Here is a 14,796-nt window from a genome sequence, read left to right as displayed (position 1 = left end):
GAGGAGCGGAAGCGATGAGGGAGCTTGGAAAAACGGAGGAGCTGATGAAGCCATTTGGCGGGGCCGCGTCACTCTTCGAGCGGGATTGGATGATGAAGCATGCGGAGGCGGCAATGCGGACAAGGCCCGTTGCGATAACGGATCGGCCGGCGCCGCTGAGCGAAGGAGGGCCTCACGATTATTATTCCAACGGCGATTATTGGTGGCCGAACCCGGATACGCCGGACGGGCTGCCATATGTCCGGCGGGACGGGGAGAGCAACCCGGGCAATTTTGACAGCCACCGGCTCCTTCTTCGCAGCATGCGGACGCATACGGCGCATTTGGCGGCGGCCTATAGGCTGACAAGGGAAGAGGCTTATGCGAAAAAGGCGGCGTCCTTGTTGCGCACCTTCTTTGCGGACGATGCGACCCGGATGAACCCGCACTTGGCGTACGCTCAAGCGATTCCGGGCATTTGCGCGGGGCGAGGCATCGGCATTATCGATACGCTGCATTTGATCGACGTGCCTGTCGCGATTGAAGCGTTGAGAGACTCTCCGCATTTGACGTCGGAGCTGTATGAAGCGCTGCGGCGCTGGTTCGCCGATTACTTGCGCTGGATGCGTACGCATAAGAACGGAATCGAAGAAATGAACGAGGGCAACAATCACGGCATTTGCTGGTTTGTGCAGGCGGCCGTGTTCGCACGGTTTACGGGCGACCGGGAAATGCTGCGCTTTTGCCGCCAACGTTACAAGGAATCGCTGCTGCCGGAGCAAATGGCCGAGGACGGCAGCTTTCCCCGCGAGCTCGGCCGCACGAAGCCTTACGGCTACTCGATCTTCGCGCTCGATAACTTGACGACCTTGTGCCACGTGTTGTCGACGCCGGAGGACGATCTCTGGCGCTTTGAGCTGCCGGACGGCCGGGGTATCCGGAGGGGCTTCGAATATTTGTTTCCGTACCTGGCCGACAAAAGCTCATGGCCGCTCCCCCCGGATGTGGAGCATGACGAAGGCTGGCCGGCGAAGGTATCGTCGCTGCTGTTTGCCGGACTTGCGCTGAGGCGGCCGGAATACGTCGAGCTTTGGCAGCGGCTGGACGCGGACCCGTCCGATCCCGAGGTGCGGCGCAATATCGCGATTCGCCAGCCGCTGCTTTGGCTATAGTGGCGCAAATACCAAAAAGGACCGGGCTTCCTCGGAAGAAGCCCCGATCCTTAATCGCTGCCGTAACTTAAGGCTGCATGACCTTGTCGATCAGGCCGTAGGTCACGGCATCGTCTGCGGACAGGAAGTAATCGCGGTCCATATCCCGCGCCACCTTCTCCAGCGGCTGGCCCGAGCGCTCGGAGACGATCCGGTTCAGCCGGTCCCGGGTATCGAGAATGCGGTCGGCATGAATTTTCATATCGGACGCTTGCCCCTTCATCCCGCCCCATGGCTGATGGATCATGACCTCGGCGTTAGGCAGCGCATACCGCTTGCCTTTGGCTCCGGCGACGAGCAGAACGGCGGCGAAGGAGGCGGCGAAGCCTACGCAGATGGTCGATACGTCCGGTTTGATGAACTGCATCGTATCGTAAATCGCGAAGCCTGCGGTCGTCGAGCCGCCGGGCGAATTGATGTAGAGATGAATGTCTTTCTCGGGGTCCTCCGCCGACAGCAGCAGCAGCTGAGCGATAATCGAGTTGGCGACCTGATCGTCGATCTCGCTTCCGAGAAAGACGATGCGGTCTTTCAGCAAGCGGGAATAAATATCGTAGGAACGCTCCCCGCGGCCAGTTTGTTCCACGACAACCGGTACATAGTTCATGCGTGATGCCCTCCTTGTGTGGCTTAGACCGCTCAGGCGGCCAGCGCTTGAATATTCGTGCCTCCACGGCTCAGGCCGCGTTGGCTGCGTGCCGTAAAGCCCGAGGAGACCATGATGAGAACTTCCTCGGCGCCCGGCTCCCCGGTTCGCGAAGCCAGCGGCCAGCGGGTCACTGTCGCTTCCGAGCGATCGTTTCCGGCTTGCCGGTAATCGTCCAAATGCGTCACGGGCCGGCCGCCTCGTTCGGCTTCCCGGTCCTTTTGCGGCTCCGACCACTGCCATACGACGGCTGGGGAGTTTTTTTCTCCGCCAGCTTCGGCTGCGCTGCTCTGCTTTGCTTCGTGCTCTCGTTGGCGTTCCATTAGTCATTCCCTCCCGAGGATTGATCGATTTGCGGATACACGGCCAGCACGACTTGGTACGGGTCTGCGGGCTCCGCTTCGTTCGCCGGTTTGCGGTATTTGGCGGTCAACTGCCGGACAAGGGCCGCGTACTCTTCGACAAAAGCGTGCCGCTCCTGCGCATCCCGCAGAGTGACTTGAAACTGCAGCGACGCGCTTGGAATGTCCTGGCCTTCGTCCGAATGCTCCATCAGGAGCAGCGCATCCTGTTTGATGCGCTCCGCCGTTTGAACCAGATGGGACAACGACCCTTGGTCCTTGAGGCGGCGGACCGTCTCCGGCTTCATGCCAAGTTGATCGGACAGGATGAACGTCTTGGCGACGGCTTGATAGAGCACCTCGACCAGGTTGCGTACCTGCCGGGTGCCGACCCGGCGCACGAGCCCGGCTTTCTCCAGCGCCTTCAGGTGATAGTTGATCCGTTGAGGGGCTTCGCCGATCGCACGGGCCACTTCCGCCGCGGAAGCGGGGGTTGCCAGCCGGGCGGCAATATCCGCCCGCAGCGGATTAAGCAGCACCATCGCTTGCTCCGGTGTTTCAATCCGCAGGCTTTCCAGTATGTCTTCGGTCACAGTGGTTCAACTCCGTAAAACAGTATTTGCTACGTAAAAATATATTATTACGTAAATTTGTTGCTGTCAATGGCCGCGAGAAAATATCCATCCAAGCAGCAGCGGAGTGGAGTATAGAAAGAAATAGCAAAAGAGCGACACATGATCTTAAAACTCCGTAATTATTCACGCTCCGATTCCGTTTAAGATGAGCTTAGAACAAAAGGAAAGTCAGGATGCGCCGAAGCTTTCAACATACAGAGCCGCCATGCAAGCGCGACATCGCAGGCGCATAACCTAAGCGATTCGAGATGAACCGGTGCGCGGACCGGCAGCGGGATCGGTTCGCGCCTAAGGGAAAGGGGGGCTTCCATGAACGGGATCGAGTTGACGCATAACGAGTTGAGGGACGCGGGGCTTCGGGCAACCGGGTTCTACAGTTTCGGCGGCGGATGCCAGAACGAAGTGCCTTCCGGCAGGAAGAACGGCGAGGCTTACTTATTGCTGCTGGCATTAAAAGGCCGCGGAGAACTGCGGATCGATACGGAATCGTTCGTCGTGCTCTCCGGCTACTATTATCTCGTTCCTCCGGAGCACGGCTGTAAGCTCGCGCTGTCAACGGAAGGGCGGGTGCTCGGCGTCCGGTTCGAATTGCGCGACGGCGGACTGGAGCTGATCGTCCGGGCCATGCCATGGATGGGAGCTTGCGGCTCGGCTGCGGTGTCCGACATCGAATATTGGCTGCAAGCGGGAGGCTTGCCTGGCGATACGGATGATCCTTTGGCGCCCTACCGGATGGACGCGGCGGTCAAGACGGTGCTGCTTACTTTGGCGCGGTTGGGTACGGTGCGAAAGCCGACGACTCACGAGATTCGCTCCGAGCAAGCTTTCTCCGGCGGCGGTCCGTTTCCGATGGCCGATTACATCCGCAATCATTATGCCGCCAAAGTTACGCTCGACGATATGGCCAAACGCTTCGGATTCCACCCGCACTACATTATACGTATGTTCAACCGCCGGCTGGGGATGAGTCCGATTCAATATTTGCAGGAAGTGCGGCTGCTCAAAGCGATGGAGCTGCTCGAATCGACGACGATGACCGTAACGGAAATCAGCGAAAGCGTCGGCTGGACAACGTCCTACTTTTCCCGGCTGTTTCATGAGCGTAAAGGCGAGTCGCCCTCGCAATACAGGAAAAAAAAGACGAAATCCGTGGTCTCCTCCATGAAGCATTTTTGACGACGGGCGGTACGGGACTAAACTTACATACTTCGAGAGAAGAGAGGCGAATGGAATGAAATGGGAAATGCTGCCGGCGCCGCGACATGGCGGCTTCCGGATGGAAGGGTATTGGGTATGGTGCGGCTCCGTCGTGCAAGGCGAGGACGGCAAATATCACATGTTCGCTTCGCGCTGGCCGAAGTCGCTGCCGATGCATCCGGGCTGGCTTCTGCAATCCGAGGTGGTCCGTGCGGTGTCGGATACGCCGGAAGGCCCGTATGCTTTTCAGGAAGTCGTGCTGCCTGCCCGCGGCGCTCAATACTGGGACGGGCGCAGTACGCACAATCCCCACATTGTGAAGCATAAAGACCGGTATTTGCTGTTTTATATGGGCTCGACGAACCCGCTCAGCGATCCCGATCCGGAAACGTTCGAAGGCGTGAACGATCCCCGGACCATCGTGGCACGGGCGAACAAGCGCATCGGTCTCGCAACGGCGACCAGCGTGTTCGGTCCTTGGACACGGCGGGATGCCCCGATTCTCGGCGTACGGCCCGGCAAGTTCGACAGCTTCCTGACGTCTAACCCGGCGCCGAGCGTCGGCGAGGACGGTTCCGTGCTGCTGATCTACAAAGCGCGCCGGTATGAAGGCAACGTGCACGGCAAAATGACCATCGGCGCCGCTGCGGCCGATCATTACGAGGGCCCGTACCGGGTGCTGCAGGAAACGCCCGTTTTTCCGCCGGAGCGGTTCCATCTCGAAGATCCGTTTATTTGGCGGACCGGGGACGGCTATGAATTGATTGCCAAAGATATGGACGGCACCGTCTGCGGCGAAAAATACGGCGGCATCCGCGCGCATTCCCGGGACGGGCTGAATTGGGAAGTAAGCGAGGAGCCTCAAGCGTATTCGCGTACCGTTGTCTGGGATGACGGCACGGTTACGACGCTCGGCAATCTGGAGCGGCCGTTTCTGCTTTTTGACGCGAACGGCATGCCTACGCATCTGTTTGCAGCGGTATCGGACGGCGTGAAGGGCTTTTCGGATTGCAGCAACACCTGGAACCAGGTATTTCCGTTAAAGACGAAGTGAACGGCAGGAATCGTAAAAATCGGACCAAAGAGGGGACGCAAATGGCAGAATCGACATTAACTTGGCAGACGGTAGCTCCGGGAATATGGCGGCTGAAGGCGGGACGGCCTTCGACGCTGTCCCCCGCTTCGGTCATGAGCCGGACTCCCAAGACGGCAGCTTTGCAATCGATGGGGGAAGCCGGCTTCCCGTTCGATGCCGCAGAGGTGAGAATCGAGCGGGTTGGCGGGCGTATCGTCGTGGCGCTGCCGCTCGGAGGCGAGGAATCGCTGTACGGACTGGGTCTGCAGCTTCTGAAGCTGAATCACCGCGGCCGGACGCGTTATTTGCGCGTCAACAGCGACCCGAAGCAGGATACGGGGGAGACGCATGCGCCCGTTCCGTTCTATGTGTCCAGCCGAGGCTACGGGGTATATGCCGATACCTCGCGCATCGTGACCTTGTGCTGCGGCTCTTCGGTCCGGGCGGACAGCGCTCTGTCCGGGAACGCCAAGGATCGCAACCGCGACTCGTCATGGAAAGCGACGCCGGTGAGCGACCGGGTGGAAATTACGGTAGCGGACGAGGGGCTGGACGTTTATGTTTTCGCCGGGCCGACGCCGCTTGACGCCGTTCGCCGCTACAACTTGTATTTTGGCGGCGGCTCGCTTCCCCCGCGCTGGGGGCTTGGCTTCTGGCACCGGGTGCCCAAAAGCTATTCCGCCGACGAAGTGCGTGCCGAAGCGGCGGCCTTCCGGGAACGGGGCATTCCGTGCGATGTCATCGGACTTGAGCCGGGCTGGCACACCCGCAGCTATCCGGTGACGTACGAATGGAACCGGGAGCTGTTTCCCGACCCGGAGCAATTTGTACGGGACCTGGAAAAGGACGGCTTCAAAGTCAACCTGTGGGAGCACCCGTACGTATCGCCGGATGCGGCCATCTACGAGGCGCTACGGCCGCTTTCCGGCTCCCACACGGTATGGCACGGGCTGGCGCCGGATTATACGCTGCCCGAGGCGCAGGCGATTTATATGGAGCAGCATGAACGCGAGCACGTGAAGATCGGCGTGTCCGGCTACAAGCTGGACGAGTGCGACGGCAGCGAGCTGACCCGCAACTCGTGGATGTTTCCTGCGCATGCAAGCTTTCCGTCAGGCGGCGATGGCGAGCAGCTGCGGCAATTGTACGGCTTGCTGCTTCAGAAAATGACCGACGATCTGTACCGCTCCCATAACCGCCGGACGTACGGCTTGGTTCGTGCTTCCGCGGGCGCCGCTTCGTCGCTTCCTTACGTGCTTTATTCCGATCTGTACGATCACCGCGATTATGTCCGCGCGTTGTGCAATTCGGGCTTCAGCGGCTTGCTCTGGACGCCCGAGGTGCGAAAAGCGCGGAGCAGCGAAGACTGGGTCCGCCGGATGCAGACCGTATGCTTCTCGCCGCTTGCCATGCTGAACGCATGGGCGGACGGGACGAAGCCGTGGTCGTTCCCCGAGGTCGAGCCCATCGTGACCCGCTACATTCGCTTGCGCATGCAATTGCTGCCTTATCTGTATTCGGCCTTCGCCAACTATTGGGCGGAAGGCGTGCCTCCGGTGCGGGCCATGGCTCTGGAAGCCGGCGTGACGGAGCGCGCGCAAGGTGGCAGCGGCCGCTTCGATTCGGATGAATTCGCCTATGGGGGCGCAGCGGATAAAGAATGGGACGATCAGTTCATGTTCGGCGATTCGCTGCTTGTCGCCCCGTTGTTTGAAGGGGAAACCGGGCGGACCGTTTATTTGCCGCAAGGCGCATGGTATGACTTCGATACGGGGGAACGCTTCGAAGGCGGCCGCGCGGTCAGCGTCCAACCGGGACTTGAGAAAATTCCGGTGTTCGTCAAGGACGGCGCGATTATTCCGATGATGGCTGTCAGGGACCATGCGCCGCGCGCCGGAGAAAAGATCGACCTGGAGCTGCACCATTACGGCCCGGGCCCGGGCAAATTCCGTCTGTTTGACGACGATGGAGAGACATTTGCCTACGAGAGAGGCGGGTACCGCTGGCGAACGGCCGAAGTAGCCGTGGATGCCGAAGGCCGCAAAAGCGGCTCCGTCAGCAGCACGGAGCCTGGTTGGTCGTCCGCGTACGGCCGGTTCGCGTGGGTGTTTCATTAATGCAAAAAGGCGCCGAAGGGCGCCTTTTTGCATGCTTTTATTTTGTAAGCGGATCGGCCGCAGGTTCCTCGTCGAGCTCGATCCAGGCGCTCGTCCACTTCTCCATTTCCCGGAAGACGGGGGCCAGAGCGCAGCCTTTGTCCGTAAGAGAGTACTCGATACGAACGGGAGTTTCCGGATACACGTTCCGCTTCACGATCCCCTCATGCTCCAAATCTTTTAATCGCTCCGACAACAATCTTCCGCTGATCTGAAGGGCGCTCTCTATGGTGCAGAACCGTTGAGGGCCCTCAAGCAGCTGATGGATAATAAGACCGGCCCATCGTTTGCTGACGATCCGCATGCCTTTTTCGAATCTGGGGCAGACTGAAGTCTGATTCATATCCCGTCACCTCGCTATAGTTCTATTATACCGCACGATCATCGAAAATAATATAGTTGCAAACAAAAATATAGTTACTTGACATAGATAAATTATCATTATATACTTACTTACATAAAGTAACCTTATTACTTAGGGGGAAGCATGATGATTCCAGCTTTATTTTTAGCGCACGGCTCTCCGATGCTCGCGATCGAGCAGACGCCTTATACCGATTTTTTGGCAAAATTGGGAGAGCGGTACGAACCCCGGGCGATTGTGATCTTTACGGCACATTGGGAAAGCGAGACGCTAACGATTTCATCGACGGACGATGTCTACGATACGATCTATGATTTTGGAGGCTTTCCGGATGAGCTGTATCAGGTCAAGTATCCGGCCAGAGGGTCCAAAGCGATCGCGGCGATGCTGGAGCAAAAGCTGACCGCAAACGGTATCGAAGTCCGCACCGATTCGGTCAGGGGACTCGATCACGGCGCTTGGACGCTGCTTCACCGCATGTATCCGAAGGCAGACATTCCGGTCGTCCAAGTATCGGTAAACCCTTACCTTGCCCCTGAGCGGCAATACCGGATCGGCGAGGCGATTCGGGGACTGGGACAGGAAGGCATTCTGGTGATCGGCAGCGGGGTAACCGTGCATAATCTCCGGATGGTGAATTGGGGGCAGAAGACGCCGGAGCCGTGGGCGGTCTCCTTCGACGACTGGCTGCTGGAGAAGCTGCAATCCGGTGACTTGAACGCGTTGTTCCATTATGCGGAGCAAGCCCCGTATGCCCGTCAGGCCGTGCCGAGAGCGGAGCATTTCGTACCGCTGTTCATCGCGATGGGATGCGGGGAAGGGGAAGCTCAGATGATCCATCGGAGCTACGATTTAGGTACGCTCAGCTATATGTGTTTGCAATTTTAACGAAATCTGCAGGAAATAAGGAGAGGGAACTTTTGAATAGGAAATATGAGGTTAGTCTGCTATTGATCCGTTTCGTATTAGGCATTTCTTTTTTGATTCATGGCGTGGTTAAATTTCAGAGCGGGATCGGCAATATCGCCGGTTGGTTCGAAAGCATAGGTCTGCCGGGCTTCGCCGCCTATGTCGTAGCGATTATCGAGGTGGCCGGAGGAATCGCTCTGATCCTGGGCCTCGGTACCCGGATCGTTTCTTCATTGTTCGCATTGATCATGATCGGCGCCATCGTGACGGCGAAATGGGCCGGCGGATTTTTGGGAAGTCCTCAGATGGCCGGGTACGAATTGGATTTGGCATTCTTCGTCATGGCGCTGGCTTTGGCCATTGCCGGCAGCTCGCTGTTGGCACTCGACGGTCTGCTGTCTGCAGGCAAATCCAAACGCGCCGCTGCATAAATAACAAATACGAAAGAAGCAGGTCTGCACAGATCTGCTTCTTTTGCATGCCCTTAGAATATGCTGTCTTTTCAACATCTTTAGGATATTCGAGCTAATTCGACAAAAAGATGTAGACGGTATGTAGGCCTCGTAGGTATAATATAGAAAAGAAAAGGATCAAATTGGAAAGAAGGTAAAGACTATGCAGCAAATGATCGGCACCTATGACTGGTTTTTGGTCTTTCTTTCCTATGTGATCTCGGTCCTGGCTTCCTACACTGCATTGGATATGGGCGGCAGAATCAATGCGGCTCGGGGACGCCCCAGACTAATCTGGCTTAGCGGCGGGGCGTTGGCGATGGGGCTTGGGATCTGGTCGATGCATTTTGTGGGAATGCTCGCCTACCGGATGCCGATGGAAGTCCATTATGACGTCGCTCTTGTTCTGCTTTCGATGGTATTTGCCGTCATCGCCTCGTATATTGCTTTGGCTTCGGTTGGGGGCAGGCAATTTGGATGGCGCAATTGGACCGTCGGCGGCCTGTTTATGGCCTTCGGCCTCGTAGGCATGCATTATACGGGAATGACGGCGATGAAGATGAGCGCGGTCATTCAGTACCGTCCGCTGCTCTTGGGCTTATCCGTTGTCATTGCGGTAGCGGCGTCCATGGCGGCGATGTGGCTTACCTTCTATTTTCGCGATGATATCGGCAAGTCCCGCATTTACCGTAAAATCGGCAGCGGCTTGATAATGGGCGCGGCGATTTCCGGCGTGCATTACACGGGGATGGGGGCAGCCCGCTTCATCAGTCTGGATCATATGAATTGGATGAACAACGAGCTGAGCGTGGAAACGTCGTTGATTGCTTATGTGATCGGCATGATGACGCTATTGCTGCTGGGGATTGCGCTTGTTACGTCGTTCGTGGACAAGAGGCTTGCGTACCATGCGGCCAAGCTTCGCGAGAGCGAGCAGCATTTTCAATCGTTGTTTGATTATAATACGGATGCGGTGTTTTCCATCGATCTGGAAGGGCGCTTCATCGCCGCGAATCCGGCGGTTGAGGCGATTACGGGCTATTCGTCGAAGGAGACCGTAGGGCGTACGTTGAGCCGTATTTCGGAGCTTTGGCATACCGATGAGCTCAATTGGAGGTTTGCGGAATCCGTAAAGGGCATCCCCCAAAAGTTCGAAATGACGATCAAGCATAAGCAAGGGCAGGCGATAGATCTCAGCGTCACCTGCGTGCCTATTGTCGTGAACCGGGAGGTTACCGGGCTGTTCGGGATTTGTCAAGACATCACGCAAAAGAAACAAGCGGAGCGCCGGATTAACGATCTCGCTTACCGGGACGATCTGACAGGGATGCCGAACCGCCGTTATTTGCTGGAAACGTTGAACGGACTGCCGGAGGCGGAAGAAGAAATCGAAAGGGCGCTTCTGGTTATCGATATCGACCGCTTCAAGCTGATCAACGATTCCATCGGGCAAAAGCAAGGGGACAAGCTGCTCCGGCAGCTGTCGGACCGCCTGCATCACGCCGCCGGCGAAGGCAAGGTTATCGCGCGAATCGGCAGCGATGAGTTTGCCGTGCTGCTGTGCGGGCTTGCGGGAGGAGAGAGCGAAGCGGCCGCGGAAGCGCTGCAGCTTCATGAGAGGCTCCAGCGTCCCTTTACGCTGGGGGCGCACAAAGTGCATCTCAGCCTCACCATTGGCTATGCCGTGCAGTCTGCGGCCAATAACGGGGAAACGCTGCTGAAGCACGCCGATTCGGCATTGTTTTATTCCAAAAAACAGGGGCGCAACCGGATACAGGCTTATTCCTCGGAAATGGATGAAGCGTCCGAACAGAAGCTGGCGCTTGAGAACGGCTTAAGGCTTGCGCTGGAGCGGGATGAGTTCGAGGTGCACTATCAGCCGCAGGTGAATATGCAGGGGCATGTGATCGGCGCCGAGGCGCTGGTGCGCTGGCGGCATCCCGAGCAAGGCCTCGTCCCGCCGGGGTTATTCATCCCGGTCGCCGAGGAAAGCGGGCTGATTCATCGGATCGGCGAACGCGTGCTGCGCATGGCCTGCCGGCAAAACAAATTATGGCAGGATGCCGGATTCCCGCCGATGCCCGTTTCCGTCAACCTGTCGAACAAGCAGTTCGAGCAGCCGCATTTGATCGAATCGATCCGGGAAGCGCTGCAGGAATCGGGTTTGGAGCCGAAATATCTCGATTTGGAAATTACGGAAAGCATGATGGCCGCGGACGCGAACAATGCAGAAACGACGCTGCGCCGGCTGAAGCAAATCGGCGTGCAAGTCAGCATGGACGATTTTGGCACGGGTTACAGCTCGCTCAGCTATTTGAACCGGTTCCCGATCGACAAGCTGAAAATCGATCAATCGTTCGTGCGCGACATTGCCCACGGGTCCAGCGGGGCGTCGATTGTCGCTACGATTGTAGCCATGGCGCACCATCTCGGCCTGCAGGTCATCGCGGAAGGCGTGGAGACACAGGAGCAGATCGATTTTTTACGCGACAAAAAATGCGATCTGGTGCAAGGCTACTATTACAGCCCGCCGCTGCCGCCGGACGAGTTTGCACGATACTTGAAAAACAGGGCCCGTTCCGCCGAGCCTGCTTGACCCCATAGAGGAGGCCTCTCAAACGAAACTCTGAACGGACAGGGGCGTTGCGAAGAGGTCTTCTTGGGCTCCGTACTTGTATTTTTTCTGACGGATGCTTATAATACAATTTACAATCGGTTTTTGTCACCGACATGGGCAAACTTGACGAAAGTCAAGGACGCAAAGCTATAGGGACTAAGGTGTAACACGATGTCAGCCAGCTGCCGAAGGACAAGAGGAAATAGTCGAACACGGCCTCCCTTTTGGCGCTTGGGGTGGTCTTATTTTTTTGTGTATAAAAACAACGGGTTGGGGGCTAGTTCGGCGTGAAAAAAATCTTGATCGTGGACGATTCGCTATTCATGCGGATGATACTGAAAAACGTAATTCAGGAATTGGGTTACGAAACGGTAGCCGAGGCGAGCAATGGACTGGAAGCGCTGACATTATACTCTGAACTGAAGCCGGATCTTGTTACGCTTGACATTACGATGCCCGAAATGGACGGGATCACGGCTCTGGAAGAGATCAAGAATATGGACCCCGACGCAAAAGTAATCATGGTGTCCGCTATGGGCCAGCAGGCGCTGTTGATTCGGGCCGTCTCGATGGGAGCAAGCGACTTTATCGTCAAGCCGTTCAGCAAGGACCGGGTCCGGGAGGCTTTGAAGAAGGCGTTTGCGAGCTAGAGTTTACGATGCATAGCGCAGCCTTGAAAGGATCCGTCCGGAACGGAGGCCTTTCTTTTTTTGAGTTTCACGTCTTTTCTTTGGTACAATAGACTTCGTGAAAGCAACTATTCGAATGAAAAGAAGGAGCTGGTCGTATGGAGATTTGGTATCATGGTCATTCGTGTGTTCAATTAACTCACGGAGGACATTCCCTAATCATCGATCCGTTTATTTCCGGGAACCGTCTGGCCACAACCAAGCCTGAGGATGTGAAGGCGGAATATGTCCTTCTGACACACGGCCATCCCGACCATATTCTCGATACCGTGCCTATCGCCAAAAGTAATCATGCAACGGTCATTGCAACGTTCGAGCTGGCGACTTACATGAGCTGGCAAGGTCTGAACACCTTCGCGATGAATATCGGCGGCCGAACGTCGATCGGATTTGCGGAGATCGAGATGATTCAAGCGTTCCACAGCTCGGGAATCGTGCTGGAGGAAGAGAAGAAGATCATCTATGGCGGCATGCCCGGCGGTTATGTGATCAAGTGGGACGGGCTGACGATTCTACACAGCGGGGACACGGCATTGTTCTCCGATATGAAGCTGATCGGGCAGCGTCACAAGATCGATCTGGCGTTCCTGCCGATCGGCGACGTATTTACGATGGGACCGGACGATGCAGCCGTAGCCGCCGAGTGGCTGGGCGCAAAAGCGGTCGTTCCGCTTCATTTTAATACGTTCCCGCCGATCGTTCAGGATGCGGACCGCTTCGCCGCCGGACTTCGGGATAAGGGCATCGAGAGCCGGGCATTGCAGCCGGGAGAAAAACTTACGCTATAGCTTGGGGGAGAAGACAACATGGGTTTAAGCATCATGCCCGTACATACCGAAGAACAGCTGCGCAGCTGTTTTGCCGTACGTATTCGCGTGTTCGTGGAAGAGCAAGGGGTTGCGCCGGAAGAAGAGATGGATGATTACGATGCTTCGCCGAGCGCCGCAAGGCATTTTCTGATCATGAACGGAAATGAGCCCGCCGCGGCTGCCCGCTGGATTATGTACGACGGGAAGACGGCCAAGCTCCAGCGGATTGCTGTGATGAAGCCATACCGCGGACAGGGGATCGGACGTCAGATCATTCAGGCGATGGAAGAGGACGTTCGGGCGCAAGGCGTGCCAGCGGTCATTCTGGACGCTCAGACCCAAGCGGAGGCGTTTTACGAGAAATTAGGCTACCGAACGATTTCCGACGAGCCGTTTCTCGACGCCGGAATCTGGCACGTGCGTATGCGCAAGGAGCTGTGAAGAAGCATAAATCGCATGACACGCTGGTTTTCAGCGTGTTTTTTTGCGTATCTAAGGTGACAATAATGTCACTCAAGTAAGCCGGATCGATGGGAAATCCTGCGGAGTTCCGTTATAATTTTATTAAATATTTACAGACTAGGTGTGAATGACGATGCTTCAGGCTTATTTGTTTCCGATTGGCTACGCGCTGCTGACCTTTCCGATGCTGGCGTTCGTTTTTACGCTGCCGTTTCTGATCGTGCAATACCGGAAATACGGCTATGTTAACAAAATACGCGTCATCGTACTGTATTCCTTTTTGCTGTATTTATTGTGCGCTTTGTACTTGGTTATCCTGCCGCTGCCGGATACCCGGCATACTTGCTCCGGGACGGTGAGCTCGTTCAATCAATGGGTGCCGTTTCAGTTTGTCCGTGATTTTCTGCGGGAAACCGGCCTGCAGTGGAGCAATCCGGCCACTTATCTTAAGGTGTTCGGGGAACGGGCGTTTCTCCAAGTGGCATTTAATGTGCTTCTGCTTGTCCCGCTGGGCGTGTTTTTGCGCTATTATTTCCGGCGCCGCATTTTGCGGACGACGGTTACGACGTTTCTGGTGTCGCTGTTTTTCGAAGTGACGCAGGGGACCGGGCTGTATGGCATTTATGACTGCCCTTACCGCTTGTTCGATGTGGACGATCTGATGCTTAACACGCTGGGCGGCCTGATCGGTTATGCGGTTGCTCCATGGCTGACAGCCTTTATGCCCAAAAGCGATACGCTGGACGAAGGCGTCGATCTGTCCGTGACGCGCGTCAGCTACACCCGCCGTTTTGTGGCATGGCTGATCGATTGGGCGGTATTGTCGCCGTTCGTTCTATTTTTCCTGGGGCGGCATATGCTGCTTCCCGTCGCGGGTGCCGTCCTCTTCTATTTTGTCGTTGTGCCATACCTAACCGAAGGCAGGACGCTGGGCAAGCGGATCGTGCGCATCCGTCTGCACGGAAAAGACGGCGGGTTGACGCTGCACGCGCTTTTGGTCCGCTGCGTTTCGTTGTATTTTCTCATTGGCGGTCCTAATGTGCTGTATATCAGCGGCGGAATGAACCACTTCCCTTCGGCGGTAATGATCCCGCTGCTGCTTGTCGCCGGGCTCCTGAACCTTGTCTTCGGCATCCATGCGCTGCTCTGCTTCGTGCGGCGGGACCGGATGCTGTTCTACGAGCGGTGGAGCGAGACGAAGCATTCGATAACGTAGATACCCAGTTTGGAAGATGGCCTTGAGGCGCCGTTGTT

The 14,796-nt window shown here is 56.7% G+C and carries 15 protein-coding genes and 1 riboswitch; of the genes, 11 read left to right on the top strand and 4 right to left on the bottom strand.

Annotation, left to right across the window (positions count from 1 at the left end):
* Window positions 1-14: 14 nt before the first annotated feature.
* Window positions 15-1,151: an alginate lyase family protein gene (locus PEH01S_RS16145; protein ID WP_246062945.1), complete on the top strand. Its 1,137-nt coding sequence runs from the start codon at window positions 15-17 to the stop codon at window positions 1,149-1,151.
* A gap of 67 nt (window positions 1,152-1,218) precedes the next feature.
* On the opposite strand, the gene clpP is transcribed toward PEH01S_RS16145, so the two are convergent.
* From clpP to PEH01S_RS16130, 3 genes are read right to left on the bottom strand one after another with little or no spacing between them, the layout of a single operon-like run.
* Complete coding sequence (gene clpP, locus PEH01S_RS16140) at window positions 1,219-1,797, bottom strand: ATP-dependent Clp endopeptidase proteolytic subunit ClpP (protein ID WP_025846257.1); 579 nt, start codon at window positions 1,795-1,797, stop codon at window positions 1,219-1,221.
* A gap of 32 nt (window positions 1,798-1,829) precedes the next feature.
* Entirely contained in the window at window positions 1,830-2,159 is a 330-nt protein-coding gene (locus PEH01S_RS16135; RefSeq protein ID WP_127486670.1) for a hypothetical protein, read from the bottom strand.
* Window positions 2,159-2,770: an ArsR/SmtB family transcription factor gene (locus PEH01S_RS16130; RefSeq protein ID WP_025846260.1), complete on the bottom strand. Its 612-nt coding sequence runs from the start codon at window positions 2,768-2,770 to the stop codon at window positions 2,159-2,161. The genes PEH01S_RS16135 and PEH01S_RS16130 overlap by 1 nt, the downstream gene beginning before the upstream one ends.
* A 351-nt stretch (window positions 2,771-3,121) precedes the next feature.
* On the opposite strand from PEH01S_RS16130, the gene PEH01S_RS16125 reads away from it, so the two are divergent.
* Genes PEH01S_RS16125 through PEH01S_RS16115 form a run of 3 tightly spaced genes read left to right on the top strand, consistent with a single transcriptional unit; the run spans window position 3,122 to window position 7,201 of the window.
* Window positions 3,122-3,988 (top strand): AraC family transcriptional regulator, encoded by an 867-nt coding sequence (locus PEH01S_RS16125; protein WP_127486668.1) that lies wholly within the window; start codon window positions 3,122-3,124, stop codon window positions 3,986-3,988.
* Between the two features lie 55 nt (window positions 3,989-4,043).
* Window positions 4,044-5,063 (top strand): glycoside hydrolase family protein, encoded by a 1,020-nt coding sequence (locus tag PEH01S_RS16120; RefSeq protein WP_025846262.1) that lies wholly within the window; start codon window positions 4,044-4,046, stop codon window positions 5,061-5,063.
* A 41-nt stretch (window positions 5,064-5,104) separates the two neighbouring features.
* Window positions 5,105-7,201: a glycoside hydrolase family 31 protein gene (locus PEH01S_RS16115; RefSeq protein ID WP_127486665.1), complete on the top strand. Its 2,097-nt coding sequence runs from the start codon at window positions 5,105-5,107 to the stop codon at window positions 7,199-7,201.
* Window positions 7,202-7,238: 37 nt separating this feature from the next.
* Here PEH01S_RS16115 and PEH01S_RS16110 read toward each other — a convergent pair whose 3' ends face one another.
* Window positions 7,239-7,583, bottom strand: a complete 345-nt coding sequence (locus PEH01S_RS16110; protein ID WP_025846264.1) for a winged helix-turn-helix transcriptional regulator — start codon at window positions 7,581-7,583, stop codon at window positions 7,239-7,241.
* Window positions 7,584-7,730: 147 nt separating this feature from the next.
* Between PEH01S_RS16110 and PEH01S_RS16105 the strand changes: the two genes are divergently transcribed.
* The 7 genes from PEH01S_RS16105 (at window position 7,731) to PEH01S_RS16075 (ending at window position 14,758) form a co-directional block, all read left to right on the top strand.
* Window positions 7,731-8,492, top strand: coding sequence for a DODA-type extradiol aromatic ring-opening family dioxygenase (locus tag PEH01S_RS16105; RefSeq protein ID WP_127486663.1), 762 nt, complete (start codon window positions 7,731-7,733; stop codon window positions 8,490-8,492).
* Window positions 8,493-8,524: 32 nt separating this feature from the next.
* On the top strand, window positions 8,525-8,944 hold the full coding sequence (locus PEH01S_RS16100; RefSeq protein ID WP_025846266.1) for a DoxX family protein: 420 nt from the start codon (window positions 8,525-8,527) through the stop codon (window positions 8,942-8,944).
* Window positions 8,945-9,128: 184 nt separating this feature from the next.
* Window positions 9,129-11,561, top strand: coding sequence for an EAL domain-containing protein (locus PEH01S_RS16095; RefSeq protein WP_127486661.1), 2,433 nt, complete (start codon window positions 9,129-9,131; stop codon window positions 11,559-11,561).
* A 127-nt stretch (window positions 11,562-11,688) separates the two neighbouring features.
* Window positions 11,689-11,772, top strand: a riboswitch (cyclic di-GMP riboswitch).
* A 97-nt stretch (window positions 11,773-11,869) separates the two neighbouring features.
* Entirely contained in the window at window positions 11,870-12,232 is a 363-nt protein-coding gene (locus tag PEH01S_RS16090; RefSeq protein WP_025846269.1) for a response regulator, read from the top strand.
* A 137-nt stretch (window positions 12,233-12,369) separates the two neighbouring features.
* A complete protein-coding gene (locus tag PEH01S_RS16085) occupies window positions 12,370-13,059 on the top strand; it encodes a metal-dependent hydrolase (protein WP_025846271.1) in 690 nt (229 codons plus the stop codon).
* A gap of 18 nt (window positions 13,060-13,077) precedes the next feature.
* Window positions 13,078-13,521 (top strand): GNAT family N-acetyltransferase, encoded by a 444-nt coding sequence (locus tag PEH01S_RS16080; RefSeq protein WP_025846273.1) that lies wholly within the window; start codon window positions 13,078-13,080, stop codon window positions 13,519-13,521.
* A gap of 154 nt (window positions 13,522-13,675) precedes the next feature.
* A complete protein-coding gene (locus PEH01S_RS16075; RefSeq protein WP_025846275.1) occupies window positions 13,676-14,758 on the top strand; it encodes a VanZ family protein in 1,083 nt (360 codons plus the stop codon).
* The last annotated feature ends 38 nt before the right edge of the window (window positions 14,759-14,796 follow it).

It is taken from the genome of Paenibacillus ehimensis NBRC 15659, from assembly GCF_004000785.1.
GTDB classification, from domain to species: Bacteria; Bacillota; Bacilli; order Paenibacillales; family NBRC-103111; genus Paenibacillus_G; species Paenibacillus_G ehimensis.
The sequence above is the reverse complement of the archived record's forward strand: the minus strand, read 5'-3'. Positions and strand labels throughout refer to the sequence as shown.